Raw genomic sequence first — 12,753 nt, 5'->3', positions numbered from 1 at the left:
TACTGTGAGCCTGGACTTCGCGGGGCCCATGAGAAGGGCGGGGTCGAGGGCCAGGTCGGCTACTTCCGCCGCAACTACCTGACTCCCGTTCCACGGGTCGACTCACTCGACGAGCTGAACGCGTCCTTCGCGGAGTTCGAGCGGGCGGAGGAAGGACGGCGCATCGGGATGCGGATCCGCACCATCGGGCAGGACTTCCTCCATGAGTCGGTGCTCCTCTTACCTCAGCCGACGGACGGGTTCGAAACCGGTGCCGTATTCACTCCGAGGGTCGACCGCTACGGGATGATCGCGGTCAGGGTCTGCCGGTATTCCGTTCCGGCGCGGTTTATCGGCCGCTCCGTCCGGGTCGTGCTCCGCTCCAGCGACCTGGTCGTCTTCCACGGACGCACCGAGATCGCCCGGCACCCCCGGCTCACCGCCAAAGGCGCCGAGCGAGTCGTCCTCGACCACTTCCTGGAAGTACTGCTGGCCAAGCCCGGCGCGATGGCCGGCTCTGAAGCCCTCGACCAGGCCCGCCGCGAAGGCAGGTTCACCGCCGCTCACGAGGCGTTCTGGGCCGCGGCGAAGAGCGCCGAAGGCGACACCGAAGGCACCAAACAACTGGTCCACGTCCTCCTCCTGCACCGGCACCTCGAACACCGAGACGTGGTCGCTGGCATCCGGTCGGCCCTGGCGGTCGGCGCCTGCACCGCTGACGTCGTGGCCCTGGAGGCCCGAAAAGCAGCCCAAGCCGACGGCCGCTCTCCCACCGTGGCCGTGACCGGGCCCGCACCAGCCCTCCCGGGACCCGAGCCCAGCGAGGTGGTCAGCCTGAGTGCTCACCGAGCCACACGTCTCCCCGCAGACCAGCGGCCCCTGCCCGCTCTCGAACGCTGGGACCAGCTTCTGAACCAGTCCAGGAAGGACGCGCCATGACCGGTCCGAACCACTACCTGACCGAGCCCGCCGCCGACGCGGCGATCGACACCGCCTGCCGGGTCCTGCGGCTGCCCACGATGCGGGCCCAGTTCCCCGACCTCGTCGCTCGGGCCGAACGCGAACAGCTCTCCTACCGTGGGTTCCTCGCGGAGCTGTTGATGTCCGAGTGCGAGGACCGCGACCGGCGGCGCTCGGAACGCCGGATCCGCGCGGCCGGCTTCCCACGGCAGAAGTGGCTCTCCGATTTCGACTACTCCGCCAACCCCAACGTCGTCCCGGCCGTGATCAACAACCTCGCCACCTGCGAATGGGTCAAGAAGGGCGAGCCCCTCTGCCTGATCGGGGACTCCGGCACCGGCAAGTCCCACCTGCTGATCGGCCTGGGAACTGCCGCCGCTATGGAGGGCCACCGTGTTCGGTATGCCCTGGCCGCGAAGCTCGTCAACGAGCTAGTCGAGGCCGCCGATGAAAAGCAGCTGTCGAAAAAGATCGCCCGCTACGGCCGAGTGGACCTTCTCTGCATCGACGAACTGGGCTATCTCGAACTGGACCGGCGAGGAGCCGAGATGCTGTTCCAGGTTCTGACCGAGAGGGAGGAAAAGAACAGTGTCGCCATCGCCTCCAACGAATCCTTTGGAGGCTGGACGAAGACGTTCACCGACCCTCGCCTTTGCGCGGCCATCGTCGACAGGCTCACCTTCAACGGCGCGATCATCGAGACCGGCACCGAGTCCTACCGCCTCGCCCAGACCAAGGCCAAGCTGGAGAGGACACACACCCGCTCAGCCTGAACGTCCACCCGCGGCATCCCCGGAACACGGCCGTCTCTACCATCACCGCATGACCGACGCATCAGCCCTGGCCCCGTTCCACCTTGACGACGACAGCGAAGCCGACGGCTCCCACTGCCTCTATCTGTTCGACGGCGACATGGAGCAGGTCGCCGCAGCCTTCGAGGAACACAACGCCGAAAGCCACGGTCACGGCTGGGAAGGCCTGGCCGAGTCACTCGTTCGTTCCCACATGCCCAAAAACGTCGACAAGCTCCACTTCGGATCAGAGGCTGGCACCTTCGTAGTCACAAGCCCCGACCTCACGGCCCTCACGGACCTGGCCGTCCTCCTGCACTCCGCCTTCCACAACCGCGAACTCCTCAGCCACTACATCCAGACGGCCGACCCACGCTTCCTCGACCGATAGAACCCACGAGCGGGGCCAGAACAGACCGGAACCCGGAGCCACCGCAAGCCGTTCCGACAGCACCCGATCCCTGCCAATGGCGCCACCTCAGACCGGAAAAGTGGGGCCGAAACAAGGCGTTAAAGCCACTTGAGCGGGGTGCCGCGTCCGTCGCAGACAAGATGGTGTTTGCTGCCTGCCTGCCTGCCTGCCTGCCTGCCTGCCTGCCTGCCTGCCTGCCTGCCGCCGGTCGACCGGCGACGGACCGGTGTCGGCTCCCCCTTTTTCGCCCGGATGTGGGAGCCGTCGACGCAGGCCCTGGACCAGTCGAGGCGGCCGGCCGCGTTCAGCTCGGCGAGCAGGATGCGGTGCAGTTGGTCGAAGACTCCGGCCTGCTGCCACCGCTCCAGCCTTCGCCAGCAGGTCTGCCCGGACCCGAAACCCAGCTCAGGCGGTAGGAGTTGCCAGGCGATGCCGTTGCAGAGCACGTACAGGATGCCTTGCAGGCACAGCCGGTCAGCTACTGGCCTCTGGCCCTGGTGACCTCGTCGGCCAGGGCGGAAGCAGCGGCTCGATCAGTGCCCACAAGTCGTCGTCCACGATCCACGGCCGAGTACTCACACCACCACGAACGCCGAATCATCACACCGGTCACGGCTGACCAGAGCATCTCATCAAGATCGTGTTACGAGCTCTAAGCCGCGGCGCGGACACCGCGCTCTCCCCGGTCGGCGGCTCAAATACCAGCCAGACCCATGAGGGCGGCGCCCAGACCGAGGGCCACGCAGATACCGAGCGTGCGCAGCACGCTCCACCGGAGTTTGAAGATCAGCGCGGCGATCAGGGCGATCGCGAGGGCGGCGGGGCGCAACTTGGCGAGCAGGGGCGAGGGTGATCGGCCCGAAAGTCTTCTCGTCGACGTCTGCGAAGAGGGCGTGCTCGGCGAAGTAGAGGGCGAGGTTGGCGATGCCGCCGACGACGATCGCGGTGATGCCTGTCAGGGCGGCGGAGATGCGGCGGTTGCCGCGCAGGCGCTCGATGTAGGGGGCGCCGAGGTCCGGACCTCGGCCGTCTCGCCCGACTCCGAACTGTCGCCGTGGGCGAGGGTGAGCTCCGGCCAACGGCGATTACCAGGAGCTGGTCCAGTGCCGGCGGTACGGGCAGGTGGCGTGACGGGACTACGCCGCCTCGGTTACGTCATCGGGTTCCGCCAAGCGGGTCTGCTTCTTGAGCTGCATCCGGGCGTTCACCGGGTCTTCACGCGGAACGGTCGCCCAGTGGGGGTGGTCGACGACCGCGGTCGCCAGCTCCCGGAGCTCCGCCCGCATCCGGTCGACCAGCTTGGCGAGCGCCCCGGGGCGACTGAGCCGAACATGCATCAGCACTGGCGTCCTCACACCGTGCTCCCTTCCCTCAATGTGCTGGAACCCCAGGGCCGGCCGTCGAACCCCCTGTACGAAGCAGGCTCGCAACTGCCCCGCTGCCGAGGTGCCGGTCACGATATGTGCCCGCGACCGGCTCGGTCGGTCGCGGTGCTGCCGGGTTGGCACGGTCCGTGCACACCGAGCCACTCCTGAAGCTCCCGGTGGCGGAACTGGTAGGCCGATCCTGACACCCGGAGCAGGCCCGCTCCGTAGGCCCAGCGCAGGAACCGGCCAAGCCGCCACGGGAGCTGTCCGCGCGCGCAGAGAAGGAACACCAGGTAGCGCCTGCCCGCCCCGGTCAGGAAGTACAAGCCGAGCAGGAGACCGAGGACCAGGCCCACAGCGACCTGCCCCAACGTCGGCGACCAGGAGTCGAGGCTGATGTGGACCACCTGGGTGAGCACCAGTCCACCGACCAGGACCATCATGGGGATGAGGCCGAACCCGACCAGCAGGTCGTTACGGATCGCATGGTGCGGGTCGGCACGGGGCTCAACGATCGCACCTACCGAACGGCCGTAGGTCAGCTTGCGCCACTTCTCAGCCCGGACCCACCGGCCGAAGCGGGTCGGCGTCGCGGACGTGCGCTCCCAGGTGACCGGACCTGTCAGGGCACTCAGTACACCGAAGAGGATTCCCGCCGGAACACCCACGCCCGCGAAGATCGCGGTGCCGCCTATCAAGAGCCCCAGCTGTTTGAACGGGTCGAGGGAGAGCATCACCAGGTCGACGACGCCCGTGACGATGGTCTCGGCGACCGCGACGAAGAAGCCGATCAGGAAGCCCGCCGTGCCCGCTCCGACCATGCGCCGTCCCATAAGCCGCAGTCCTGCGACGCTGCCCAGCCGCCCGAGCTGTGCGGCGCGCGGCACGACCCGGCGCTTACAGGCGCGCAGCCCGAGCAGCCCAGCGAGCAGCACGGTGTAGACCGTCCATACGTCGCTCTCCTCGGGCTCCGCCAGCCGCACCCACCCGCACAGGACCGCGACCCACAGCAGGACCAGCAGCAGCTCGGCGATCCGCACCCGCCGAGGAATGAGCTGCCAGAGCTCGTGCAGGTACAGATCCGTACCGGCCCTCGGCGCCCCAGCGGCCGGTCCGGCAGCCAGGACACCCAGCCAGCGGCGGGTGGCCTCGACCGGGTAGCGGTCGGGAGCGGTGGGATGCAGGGCCGACGCTGCGGAGAGGTACAGCCCGAGCAAGTGATCACCCGCCTCCTCAGCGGAGGTGAAGGCGAGCAGGTCGGCCGGGTCGCGCCGGTAGGCGAGTTCAGCATCGCGCTGCTCGTAGACGGTGGCTGCCAGATTCAGCCGCCATGGGGTGTTCAACACGGCGCCCAAGACGCCCGGTTCAGATTCCCCCAGGTGGCTGAGCACCGGTTGCCAGCGCCGGGGGGAGGCGGTGCGGTCGGTGAGGTAGCCCACCGCCTCGATGGCGGACACGGCCTCGATGCGGACGCGGGCCGCGTCCCGCACCCGCACCTGATGTCGGGTCAGCCGTTCGTAAAGCTCGGTGCGACAGGTCAGCACGACCGGTGCGCTGCCCCGTGCGTCCTGGTAGGAGTTGAGTTCCTCCAGCACCTGGTAGGCGCGGCTGCGGGCAAGCGGGGTGTCGGCCGCGTCCATCTCGTCCAGACCATCGAGCACCGGAAGGATCCGGCGGCGCTTTACCAGGGCAACGGCCCGGCGTCGGCTGATGCCCTCGGCGGCGAAGCGGTCGGCCACCTGTTCGGCCAGCCACCGCTGGAGCGGGAGCCCCGGGCTCCAGCCCGCCAAGGAGAAGCGCACCGGGACGGGATCGGCCGGGGACCGGGTCCGGTCCGAGAGCAGCGCCAGAACCAGGTGGATGGCCAGCAGGGTCTTTCCGGCGCCCGGCTCGCCGGTGATCACCAGACGGGCTGGCCGGAGCGCCAGGTAGAACGTCTGGGCATCACGCAGGTTTCCCCGCTCCTGGGCGCCGGCCGCGTTGTTGGCCAGCTCGGGGACGCACCGGAACTCCAGGTCGATCCGGTGTCCGCCGGGTCCCAGCAATCGGGAGGCATGTTCCGTCTCCTCGGCGAGGACCTGGCCGGCAATCCGGGCCGCTGCCTCGTCGGTCCCACTGTCTCCGATGCCTACACCGCCGCCTACCGGTGAGGTGTTGTCAGGGTGGGGCGCTCCGGCTGGTTCGGTGCCGTCGGCGACCGCGGCCACCGGAGGCTGCGACGTCACGGTGATGTTCGCGTGCAGTTCGAGGAGCCGGTCTCGGTCCAGCTTGAGACAGTCGGCCAGCTTCGCGACCGTGATCGCGCTGGGAGCCGGGGCGCTCATGCTGAACGCCTGGATCACGGTGGTCTTGCCCAGTCCGGTCCGGGCCACCAATTGGGTCTTCGTCAGCTTGTGGGTCGCCCGCCCCCGCTCCAGCAACTGGCGCAGCAGGACGAGTGCGTCACGTCCGGTCACCGTGGCAGTGTCGTCGGCGGTCTCGGAGCCGTCCTGCTGAGCCACGTCGCCCCCCGGCACACGGTCCGCTTCGGTTCAGAAGGGTTCAGCCGAACCGCGGCGAACCCTTTCGAGAGCAGTGTCCCCCCTGTCAGCACCCAGCACCAGGAAATGGGACTACTCATGAATAATTCGACCAAGGTGGCCATCACCCTGCTCGCCGCGGCCAACGTCGTAGTCATCGCGCTGCTCGTGGGCTGGGCGGCGGGCCACCTGGCCCACCGGGACGGGGCTCGCCACTCGCAGGCGATCGGCCGGGCGGTGATCGCCTTCGGCGGCACCCTCACCCTCGCCGCGACCCTCACGCTGACGATCCTCCAAGTGCTCCAGTGACCCGGGCCCTGCACGGTTACGTTCTTGGACGGGGACACCGTGCCGACGATCCCTCTTTCGGCGTGATGCACTGCAGTGCGCAGGTCGGTTAGATCCGGGTGTCGGCGTACACGTGAACGTGGCCCTGGCAAGATTTCCGTGAAGCTGGGTGTGCCACCGTGCGCCGGTGACGCTCCGTCATGGCTGGCGGGACTGTCGTCAGGTGTGATGACCTCGTAGGGATTGTGTCTCCGCACCTTGATGTGGTGCGGGTGGAGCGGGTGTGGGTGGCGGACGGCGTGGTCCGCGTTGCGGCCTGCACGCGCGAATCGACGGTGGCGTGTCCGGACTGCGGTCGCGGTTCTGCGCGGGTGCACAGTCGTTACTGCCGCACGCTGGCCGATATCGCTGTCGGTGGACGTCCGGTGTTGATCGGATTGTCGGTGCGGCGGTTGTTCTGTGACGGCCCGGGCCGTGGCCGGCGGACGTTCGCCGAGCAGGTCGAGGGGCTGACCGGGCCATCCCGGCGCCGCAGTCCGCTGCTGCAGCACCTGGTGGAGATGGCCGGGGTGCTGCTCGCTGGTCGCGGCGGCGCCCGGCTCCTGCAGATCTTGAAGGTGCCGCTGTCGCGGACCAGCGTGCTGTTCCACCTGATGCACTTGCCGCTGCCGGCGGCCGCGACCCCGCGGGTCCTTGGCGTGGATGACTTCGCGTTGTATGCGGACGTCTACGGCACCTTGCTAGTGGACGGCGAGACCCGGTTGCCAATCGAGCTGTGGGCCGGGCGCGACGCAGAGCAGCTGGCCGCCTGGCTGCGGAGGCATCCCGGTGTCGAGGTGGTCTGCCGGGACGGATCGCTGGTCTACCGCCAGGGCATTTCGGCGGGTGCCCCGGAAACGGTGCAGGTCAGCGACCGCTTCCATCTGTGGCAGGGGCTGTCGAAGCGGGTCGGGGACATCGCCGCCGCCCACCGCGGCTGCCTGCCCGCCGCGGTGCCCGAGCCCGAAGCGGCACCGTCACCGGCCGAGCATGTGGGACCGTCCGGCCGGGCCGATACCCCCGCCCGACGCCACGCGAAGCAGCTGTTCGAAGCGGTGCACGCCGTGACCGACACCGGCCGATCGCTCAACGCCACAGCCCGCGAGCTGGGCTTGAACCGGCGCACCGTGAGCAAGTACGCCCGAGCAGCCACCTGGCAGGAATGCGCACGAACCACCCGGCCCCGCCGACCCACCAGTCTCGACCCCTACCTGGAGTACCTGCGGCAACGCTGGGAGGAAGGCGAACACAACGCAACGGTGCTTCACCAAGAACTCCTCGCCAAGGGCTACCGTGGCCACTACCAGCGGATCAAGATGGCCGTCGCGCCGCTGCGTCGCGGCCTCCCGATCGACACGCCGCGCGAGCGGCCGCCCTCGCCCCGGGAAGTCGCCCGCTGGATCACCACCACGTCGCCCCGACGTGGCCTGCACGCCTCCGAGGGCCTGCGTCGGCTGTTCGAGCACTGCCCGGAACTGGACCGCACCCACGATCTGGTGCGGCAGTTCGCCGCCATGCTCGACGCCCGCGACGCAACCCTTCTGCCAGCCTGGCTCGACGAACTCACCACCGCCCGCCTCCCGGCCCTGGCCAGTCTGGGCAAAGCCATCCGCGAAGACCAATTCGCCGTCGTGCAGGGCATCACCACCCCGTTCAACTCCGGCGTCAACGAAGGCCGCATCACCGACCTGAAGCTCCAGAAACGGATCACGGCCGGCCGCGCGGGAGTCCCACTGCTCCGCCACCGCGTCATCCTCATGGCCCTGCTCCGACGGCACTACCCGTGACGGAGCGTCACGGGCGCACGGTGACACACCCAGCTTCACGGAAATCTTGCCAGGGCCACGTCCATGCGTACGCCGACACACGGGCCTTCCGCAAGGCCTACGGCTTCCCCCTGAGCGAGGCATGGCTGCGTGCACGGGATGCCAAGTAGACGTGCGCTCCGTGCTGAAGACCGGGCGGACCGTGCGAGGCAGCGTGAATGCGCACCACCCGAAGGGCTCCACCAACTCCAGGAGGGAACATGCGCAAGAGCGGCTTAGAGCTCGTAACACGATCTTGATGAGATGCTCTGGTCAGCCGTGACCGGTGTGACGATTCGGCGTTCGTGATCGTGTGAGTACTCGGCCGTGGATCGTGGACGACGACTTGTGGGCACTGATCGAGCCGCTGCTTCCGCCCTGGCCGACGAGGTCACCAGGGCCGAGGCCAGTAGCTGACCGGCTGTGCCTGCAAGGCATCCTGTACGTGCTCTGCAACGACATCGCCTGGCAACTCCTACCGCCTGAGCTGGGTTTCGGGTCCGGGCAGACCTGCTGGCGAAAGCTGGAGCGGTGGCAGCAGGCCGGAGTCTTCGACCAACTGCACCGCATCCTGCTCGCCGAGCTGAACGCGGTCGGCCGCCTCGACTGGTCCAGGGCCTGCGTCGACGGCTCCCACATCCGGGCGAAAAAGGGGGAGCCGACACCGGTCCGTCGCCGGTCGACCGGCGGCAGGCAGGCAGGCAGCAAACACCATCTTATCTGCGACGGACGCGGCACCCCGCTCAAGGTCATCACGACCGCGGCGAACGTCAACGACGTCACCCAGACCCTCGCCCTGGTCGACGGCATCCCACCGGTGTCAGGCCGTCCCGGCCGGCCCCGCCGGCGTCCCGAGGCTCTGCTCGGAGACAAGGGCTACGACTCCAACCCCAACCGCGATGAACTGCGCAAACGCCGGATCCTGCCCGTCATCTCACGCAAAGGAGCCCCGAACATCAAGGGCATGGGCAAGCTCCGCTACGTCGTGGAGCAGACCTTCGCCCTGCTCCACCAGTTCAAAACGACTCGCCGTCCGCTGGGAACGCCGCACCGAACTCCACGACGCGTTCGTCTCCCTTGCCTGCAGCCTCATCTGCTGGCGACGCCTCACCAAACCCGACTCATGATCGTGTTACGAGCTCTTAGACGGTGAGGGTGGTGAGGGCTTGACGGAGTTCGCGGACCACGGGGCGTCGCGCGCGGGTTTGACCTGGGCGGCGGTGCGGCGTAGTTCGCCCAGGGCGTGGCCGTAGCCGGGGGCGGCCGTGAGGCGGAGCGCGGTGAGGCCGGTGATGGCCGCTTGGTCGGGTTCGCCCGCGGCGACGATGGTGCCGGAGAGGTGCGCGGTGAAGAAGGCCCTGTCCCGGGCGGCGAACTCGCCGTGGGCGAGGTGCTGCTGGAGCATTTCGACAGCGCGGGCCGGCTGGCTGGCCGCACGGTGGCTGATGGCCGACTGGGCCATCAGCCGGTCGAGGGTGCAGCTGGCGCACAGCGGTCCGGAGCAGCTGGCAGGTTCGGTGGGCTGTGCTTGGTCAAGGGCGTGGTGGGCTTGGTCGAGGTGCGGGTGATGGTGTCGGCGGGTGCGCCCGTCAGGGCGAGCGCGCGGGCTTCCTGCTGGAGTGCTTCGGCCTGTGCGCGCGGCGGGAGGCTCCAGGGGTCGTGTGCGGCGGTGGACGCAAGGTCGAGCATGCAGGCGGCGTCGTGGTGTTTGGTGGCCTGGGCTTTGCGAAGCAGGACGTAGGCGTGCATGGCCGTCGCTGGTCACGGTGGCCCATTCGACGGCTCGGTTGTGGAACTACGTGACTTGGTGGGCGGGGAGCCAGCGTGCGAGGTATGTGATGACGGTCGACAGTTCCATGGCGGTGGGCAGGGCCCGAGGTGGCCCGATGCTGCCGTCGGTACACATACCGTTTAGGGTCGTGCGCAGATGCACGACCAGGGAGTGGTGGCAAGGACGCGGCGTGCCTGGATGTTGGTTGGACCAGCCCGGGTTCTTGGGGCTCCGGGACATTGTTGTCCCCAGGTGGTCCGTGGCTCAGTACCTGCCGCCTCGGCGGTCGATCACCTTGCCCACGCCAGCCTGCCGGTCTGCCTCGGTGGCGTCGAGTTTACCGATGTCCACCCGGACCAGCTGTCCGCACTCGCGCGCCGCTCGGACCAGCGCTCGGCCTGCCTCTAGTGATCTGAGTCGGAGATTTACTGTTGGTTGGGCATGAGTCGTCCTGGTCCGAAGATTCCGCCGTTGTCGGTTACTGATGCCCAGAGGGTGGTGCTGGAGGGCTGGTTACGCCGCCGCACGACGGCTCAGGCTTTGGCCCAGCGGTCGCGGATCGTGCTGGAGTGCGCCGATGGCCACTCGATCATGGAGGTGTCCCGCAGGCTGCGGATCGCTCCGGAAACGGTCCGCACCTGGCGGCGGCGCTTCATCGAGCGGGGCCTGGACGGTTTGTGTGACGACCCGCGGCCCGGGGTCCCCCGGAAGATCACCGATGCTGACGTCGAGCGGGTCATCGTCAAGACGCTCGAGGAGACACCGAAGAACGCGACTCACTGGTCGACCAGGTCGATGGCCGCGGCGACAGGAATGTCGCAGTCGAGCATCTCGCGAATCTGGCGGGCGTTCGCGCTGGCGCCGCACCAGTCGCAGACATTCAAGCTGCCGACGGACCCGCTGTTCATCGACAAGGTCCGCGACGTCGTCGGTCTCTACCTCGACCCACCGGAGAAGGCCCTGGTCCTCTGCGTGGACGAGAAGTCGCAGATCCAGGCCCTGGACCGGTCCCAGCCCGTCCTGCCGATGATGCCCGGCGTCCCTGAACGCCGAAGCCACGACTATGTCCGGGCCGGCACGACCACTCTCTTCGCCGCCCTCGAGGTCGCCACCGGCAAGGTCATCGGGTCCCTCCACCGCCGCCACCGTGCCGCCGAGTTCAAAAAGTTCCTGACCAAGGTGGACAAGGCAGTCCCCGCAGGCCTCGAGGTGCACCTGATCCTCGACAACTACGCGACCCACAAGACACCGGACATCAAGAAGTGGCTGCTGGCCCACCCGCGCTTCCACCTGCACTTCACCCCGACCAGCGCGTCCTGGCTGAACCTGGTGGAGCGGTGGTTCGCCGAGCTCACACAGAAGAAGCTCAAGCGGGGAGTCCACCGCTCCGTCCAGGCCCTCGAACGCGACATCCGGACCTGGCTCGCCGACTGGAACGAGCACCCACGGCCCTTTGTCTGGACGAAAACAGCCGACGAGATTCTCGACAAGGTCGCCGCCTACTGCCACCGAATCTCTGACTCAGGTCATTAGGTCTTCGGTTCGGGTTGTTCGTGGGCGGGCATGTTGGATGTGTGGATGCACGTGAAGTGGACCGCGTACGAGCTGAGTTGGCGCTGTATGTGGCTGACGTGTTCGGTTCTCTGCGGCGGAAGGACCAACGGGCCAAGTGTGACTGCTACCTGCGGGGATTGATGCTGGACGGCCGCCGAAAGTCGATCCAGGCGATGGCCGGCCGACTGCCGGACGGTAACGAGCAGAACCTGCAGCAGTCCGTGAACCAGTCCACCTGGGATCCGGTGCCGGTGCAGCGTCGGATCTGCGAACGCATGCTGCCGCTCATCGCCCCGACGGCCTGGGTGATCGACGACGTGTCGCTGCCCAAGGACGGAAGAATGTCGGTCGGGGTGGCCCCGCAGTACTGCGGGGCCCTGGGCAAACGTGCCAATTGCCAGGTCGCCGTCAGCGTCCACGCCGCGACCGACACCGCTTCCTGTCCGCTGCAGTGGCGGCTGTTCCTGCCCCGGTCGTGGGACACCGACGCCGACCGCCGGACGTCCACCCGCGTCCCGCCCGAGGTCACACACCGCGAGAAATGGCGGCTGGCCCTGGACATGCTCGACACACTCGCGGAGTGGGACATGAGGCCCCCGGTCGTCGTGGCGGACGCCGCCTACGGCACCAACGCACACCTGCGGGCCGGCCTCGACGACCGGGGAATCCACTACGTCCTGGCCGTCCGAGCGGACGTGAGTGCCCACCCGCTCGACGCCGAACCCGAAGCACCGCCCCGCAAGGGGCCGGTCGGCTGCTGGCCCCAGCCCCGCTACCGGCACCCCGCACCGTCAGTAGCGACCCTGGCCGCCGGCCTTGAGACGAGCACGTTCACCACGGTCACATGGCGGCAGGTGTCGGCGTACACGTGAACGTCCCCAGTCTCGTACGGATGAATAGGGACAGTTGTTGATGCAGTGAGACCTGCTGCCCGCCACTCTGCTGCTTGGTCTATTCGGGCGGCGGAGGGGGCTGGCAGTGGTCTTGGATCCGCAGCGTTGGTTGGAGCTTCGGCGCTTTCGTGGCTTGCTGGAGTCCGGAGCGATGAGCTTGTCGGAGATCTCCAGGGAGACGGGGCTGGATCGCAAGACGGTCCGCAAGTACCTCTCGGCATCGGGGCCGGCGACCCCTCCGCGGCGGTCGCCGAGCGGACGGTCGCGGGCAAGGGTGATTGACGAGTTCGGGCCGCTGATCGACTCAATGCTCCGGGCCGAGGTCCTGATGAAGGCCGCGGTCATTCACGAGCGGCTGGCCCAGGAGTACGGCTT

The 12,753-nt window shown here is 68.2% G+C and carries 12 protein-coding genes and 3 pseudogenes; 9 read left to right on the top strand and 6 right to left on the bottom strand.

All coding sequences use genetic code 11. The features are described from left to right. Positions 1-168 precede the first annotated feature (168 nt). Genes ACFYYJ_RS16265 through ACFYYJ_RS16255 form a run of 3 tightly spaced genes read left to right on the top strand, consistent with a single transcriptional unit; the run spans position 169 to position 2,121 of the window. Positions 169-918: a hypothetical protein gene (locus ACFYYJ_RS16265; RefSeq protein ID WP_389132822.1), complete on the top strand. Its 750-nt coding sequence runs from the start codon at positions 169-171 to the stop codon at positions 916-918. Further along, the gene (gene istB / locus ACFYYJ_RS16260; protein ID WP_389132819.1) at positions 915-1,712 is read left to right on the top strand and encodes an IS21-like element helper ATPase IstB; all 798 of its coding nucleotides are present in this window, start codon (positions 915-917) and stop codon (positions 1,710-1,712) included. Before ACFYYJ_RS16265 ends, istB begins: the two co-directional genes overlap by 4 nt. A 49-nt stretch (positions 1,713-1,761) precedes the next feature. After that, complete coding sequence (locus tag ACFYYJ_RS16255) at positions 1,762-2,121, top strand: Imm51 family immunity protein (RefSeq protein WP_389132817.1); 360 nt, start codon at positions 1,762-1,764, stop codon at positions 2,119-2,121. Positions 2,122-2,252: 131 nt separating this feature from the next. Here the strand turns inward: ACFYYJ_RS16255 and ACFYYJ_RS16250 are convergent. The 4 genes and pseudogenes from ACFYYJ_RS16250 to ACFYYJ_RS16235 all read right to left on the bottom strand — a co-directional run. Next, positions 2,253-2,721: pseudogene (locus ACFYYJ_RS16250) on the bottom strand (transposase); the annotation flags it as partial. Between the two features lie 115 nt (positions 2,722-2,836). After that, the gene (locus ACFYYJ_RS16245) at positions 2,837-2,971 is read right to left on the bottom strand and encodes a hypothetical protein (RefSeq protein ID WP_389132814.1); all 135 of its coding nucleotides are present in this window, start codon (positions 2,969-2,971) and stop codon (positions 2,837-2,839) included. A gap of 307 nt (positions 2,972-3,278) precedes the next feature. Continuing rightward, on the bottom strand, positions 3,279-3,497 hold the full coding sequence (locus tag ACFYYJ_RS16240; RefSeq protein ID WP_389132811.1) for a hypothetical protein: 219 nt from the start codon (positions 3,495-3,497) through the stop codon (positions 3,279-3,281). 98 nt (positions 3,498-3,595) lie between these two features. After that, entirely contained in the window at positions 3,596-6,010 is a 2,415-nt protein-coding gene (locus tag ACFYYJ_RS16235; protein WP_389132808.1) for an NACHT domain-containing protein, read from the bottom strand. 117 nt (positions 6,011-6,127) lie between these two features. On the opposite strand from ACFYYJ_RS16235, the gene ACFYYJ_RS16230 reads away from it, so the two are divergent. From ACFYYJ_RS16230 to ACFYYJ_RS16220, 3 genes are all read left to right on the top strand, one after another. After that, on the top strand, positions 6,128-6,337 hold the full coding sequence (locus ACFYYJ_RS16230; protein WP_389132806.1) for a hypothetical protein: 210 nt from the start codon (positions 6,128-6,130) through the stop codon (positions 6,335-6,337). A gap of 245 nt (positions 6,338-6,582) precedes the next feature. Further along, positions 6,583-8,142 (top strand): ISL3 family transposase, encoded by a 1,560-nt coding sequence (locus ACFYYJ_RS16225; RefSeq protein WP_389132803.1) that lies wholly within the window; start codon positions 6,583-6,585, stop codon positions 8,140-8,142. Positions 8,143-8,473: 331 nt separating this feature from the next. After that, positions 8,474-9,287, top strand: a protein-coding gene (locus ACFYYJ_RS16220) for an IS5 family transposase (RefSeq protein ID WP_389132800.1) whose coding sequence is annotated in 2 segments (ribosomal slippage) — positions 8,474-9,178 and positions 9,180-9,287 — 813 coding nt in all. Because the reading frame shifts where the segments join, the coding sequence is not laid out codon by codon here. A 5-nt stretch (positions 9,288-9,292) separates the two neighbouring features. On the opposite strand, the gene ACFYYJ_RS16215 is transcribed toward ACFYYJ_RS16220, so the two are convergent. Both ACFYYJ_RS16215 and ACFYYJ_RS16210 read right to left on the bottom strand, forming a co-directional pair. Next, the gene (locus ACFYYJ_RS16215) at positions 9,293-9,622 is read right to left on the bottom strand and encodes a hypothetical protein (protein WP_389132797.1); all 330 of its coding nucleotides are present in this window, start codon (positions 9,620-9,622) and stop codon (positions 9,293-9,295) included. Continuing rightward, complete coding sequence (locus ACFYYJ_RS16210; protein ID WP_389132794.1) at positions 9,622-9,909, bottom strand: hypothetical protein; 288 nt, start codon at positions 9,907-9,909, stop codon at positions 9,622-9,624. The genes ACFYYJ_RS16215 and ACFYYJ_RS16210 overlap by 1 nt, the downstream gene beginning before the upstream one ends. A gap of 463 nt (positions 9,910-10,372) precedes the next feature. Here ACFYYJ_RS16210 and ACFYYJ_RS16205 point away from each other — a divergent pair, with 463 nt between their 5' ends. From ACFYYJ_RS16205 to ACFYYJ_RS16195, 3 genes and pseudogenes are all read left to right on the top strand, one after another. After that, positions 10,373-11,464, top strand: coding sequence for an IS630 family transposase (locus tag ACFYYJ_RS16205; protein ID WP_389133503.1), 1,092 nt, complete (start codon positions 10,373-10,375; stop codon positions 11,462-11,464). 41 nt (positions 11,465-11,505) lie between these two features. Beyond that, a pseudogene (locus ACFYYJ_RS16200) lies at positions 11,506-12,345 on the top strand (IS701 family transposase); the annotation flags it as partial. 118 nt (positions 12,346-12,463) lie between these two features. After that, positions 12,464-12,753 (top strand): annotated as a pseudogene (locus tag ACFYYJ_RS16195) (IS21 family transposase); the annotation flags it as partial.

It is taken from the genome of Streptomyces sp. NPDC002467 (assembly GCF_042889825.1).
In the GTDB taxonomy this organism is placed as follows: Bacteria; Actinomycetota; Actinomycetes; order Streptomycetales; family Streptomycetaceae; genus Streptomyces.
Note: the sequence above shows the minus strand (reverse complement) of the source record. Positions and strands in the feature narration are given on the sequence as shown.

What these genes read in the sequence shown, in the direction of transcription:
- ACFYYJ_RS16205 (WP_389133503.1), top strand. Translation starts at nt 10,373, where the DNA reads ATGAGTCGTCCTGGTCCGAAGATTCCGCCGTTGTCGGTTACTGATGCC.
- ACFYYJ_RS16215 (WP_389132797.1), bottom strand. Translation starts at nt 9,622, where the DNA reads ATGGCCCAGTCGGCCATCAGCCACCGTGCGGCCAGCCAGCCGGCCCGC.
- ACFYYJ_RS16265 (WP_389132822.1), top strand. Translation starts at nt 169, where the DNA reads ATGCGGATCCGCACCATCGGGCAGGACTTCCTCCATGAGTCGGTGCTC.
- istB (WP_389132819.1), top strand. Translation starts at nt 915, where the DNA reads ATGACCGGTCCGAACCACTACCTGACCGAGCCCGCCGCCGACGCGGCG.
- ACFYYJ_RS16210 (WP_389132794.1), bottom strand. Translation starts at nt 9,909, where the DNA reads ATGCACGCCTACGTCCTGCTTCGCAAAGCCCAGGCCACCAAACACCAC.
- ACFYYJ_RS16230 (WP_389132806.1), top strand. Translation starts at nt 6,128, where the DNA reads ATGAATAATTCGACCAAGGTGGCCATCACCCTGCTCGCCGCGGCCAAC.
- ACFYYJ_RS16255 (WP_389132817.1), top strand. Translation starts at nt 1,762, where the DNA reads ATGACCGACGCATCAGCCCTGGCCCCGTTCCACCTTGACGACGACAGC.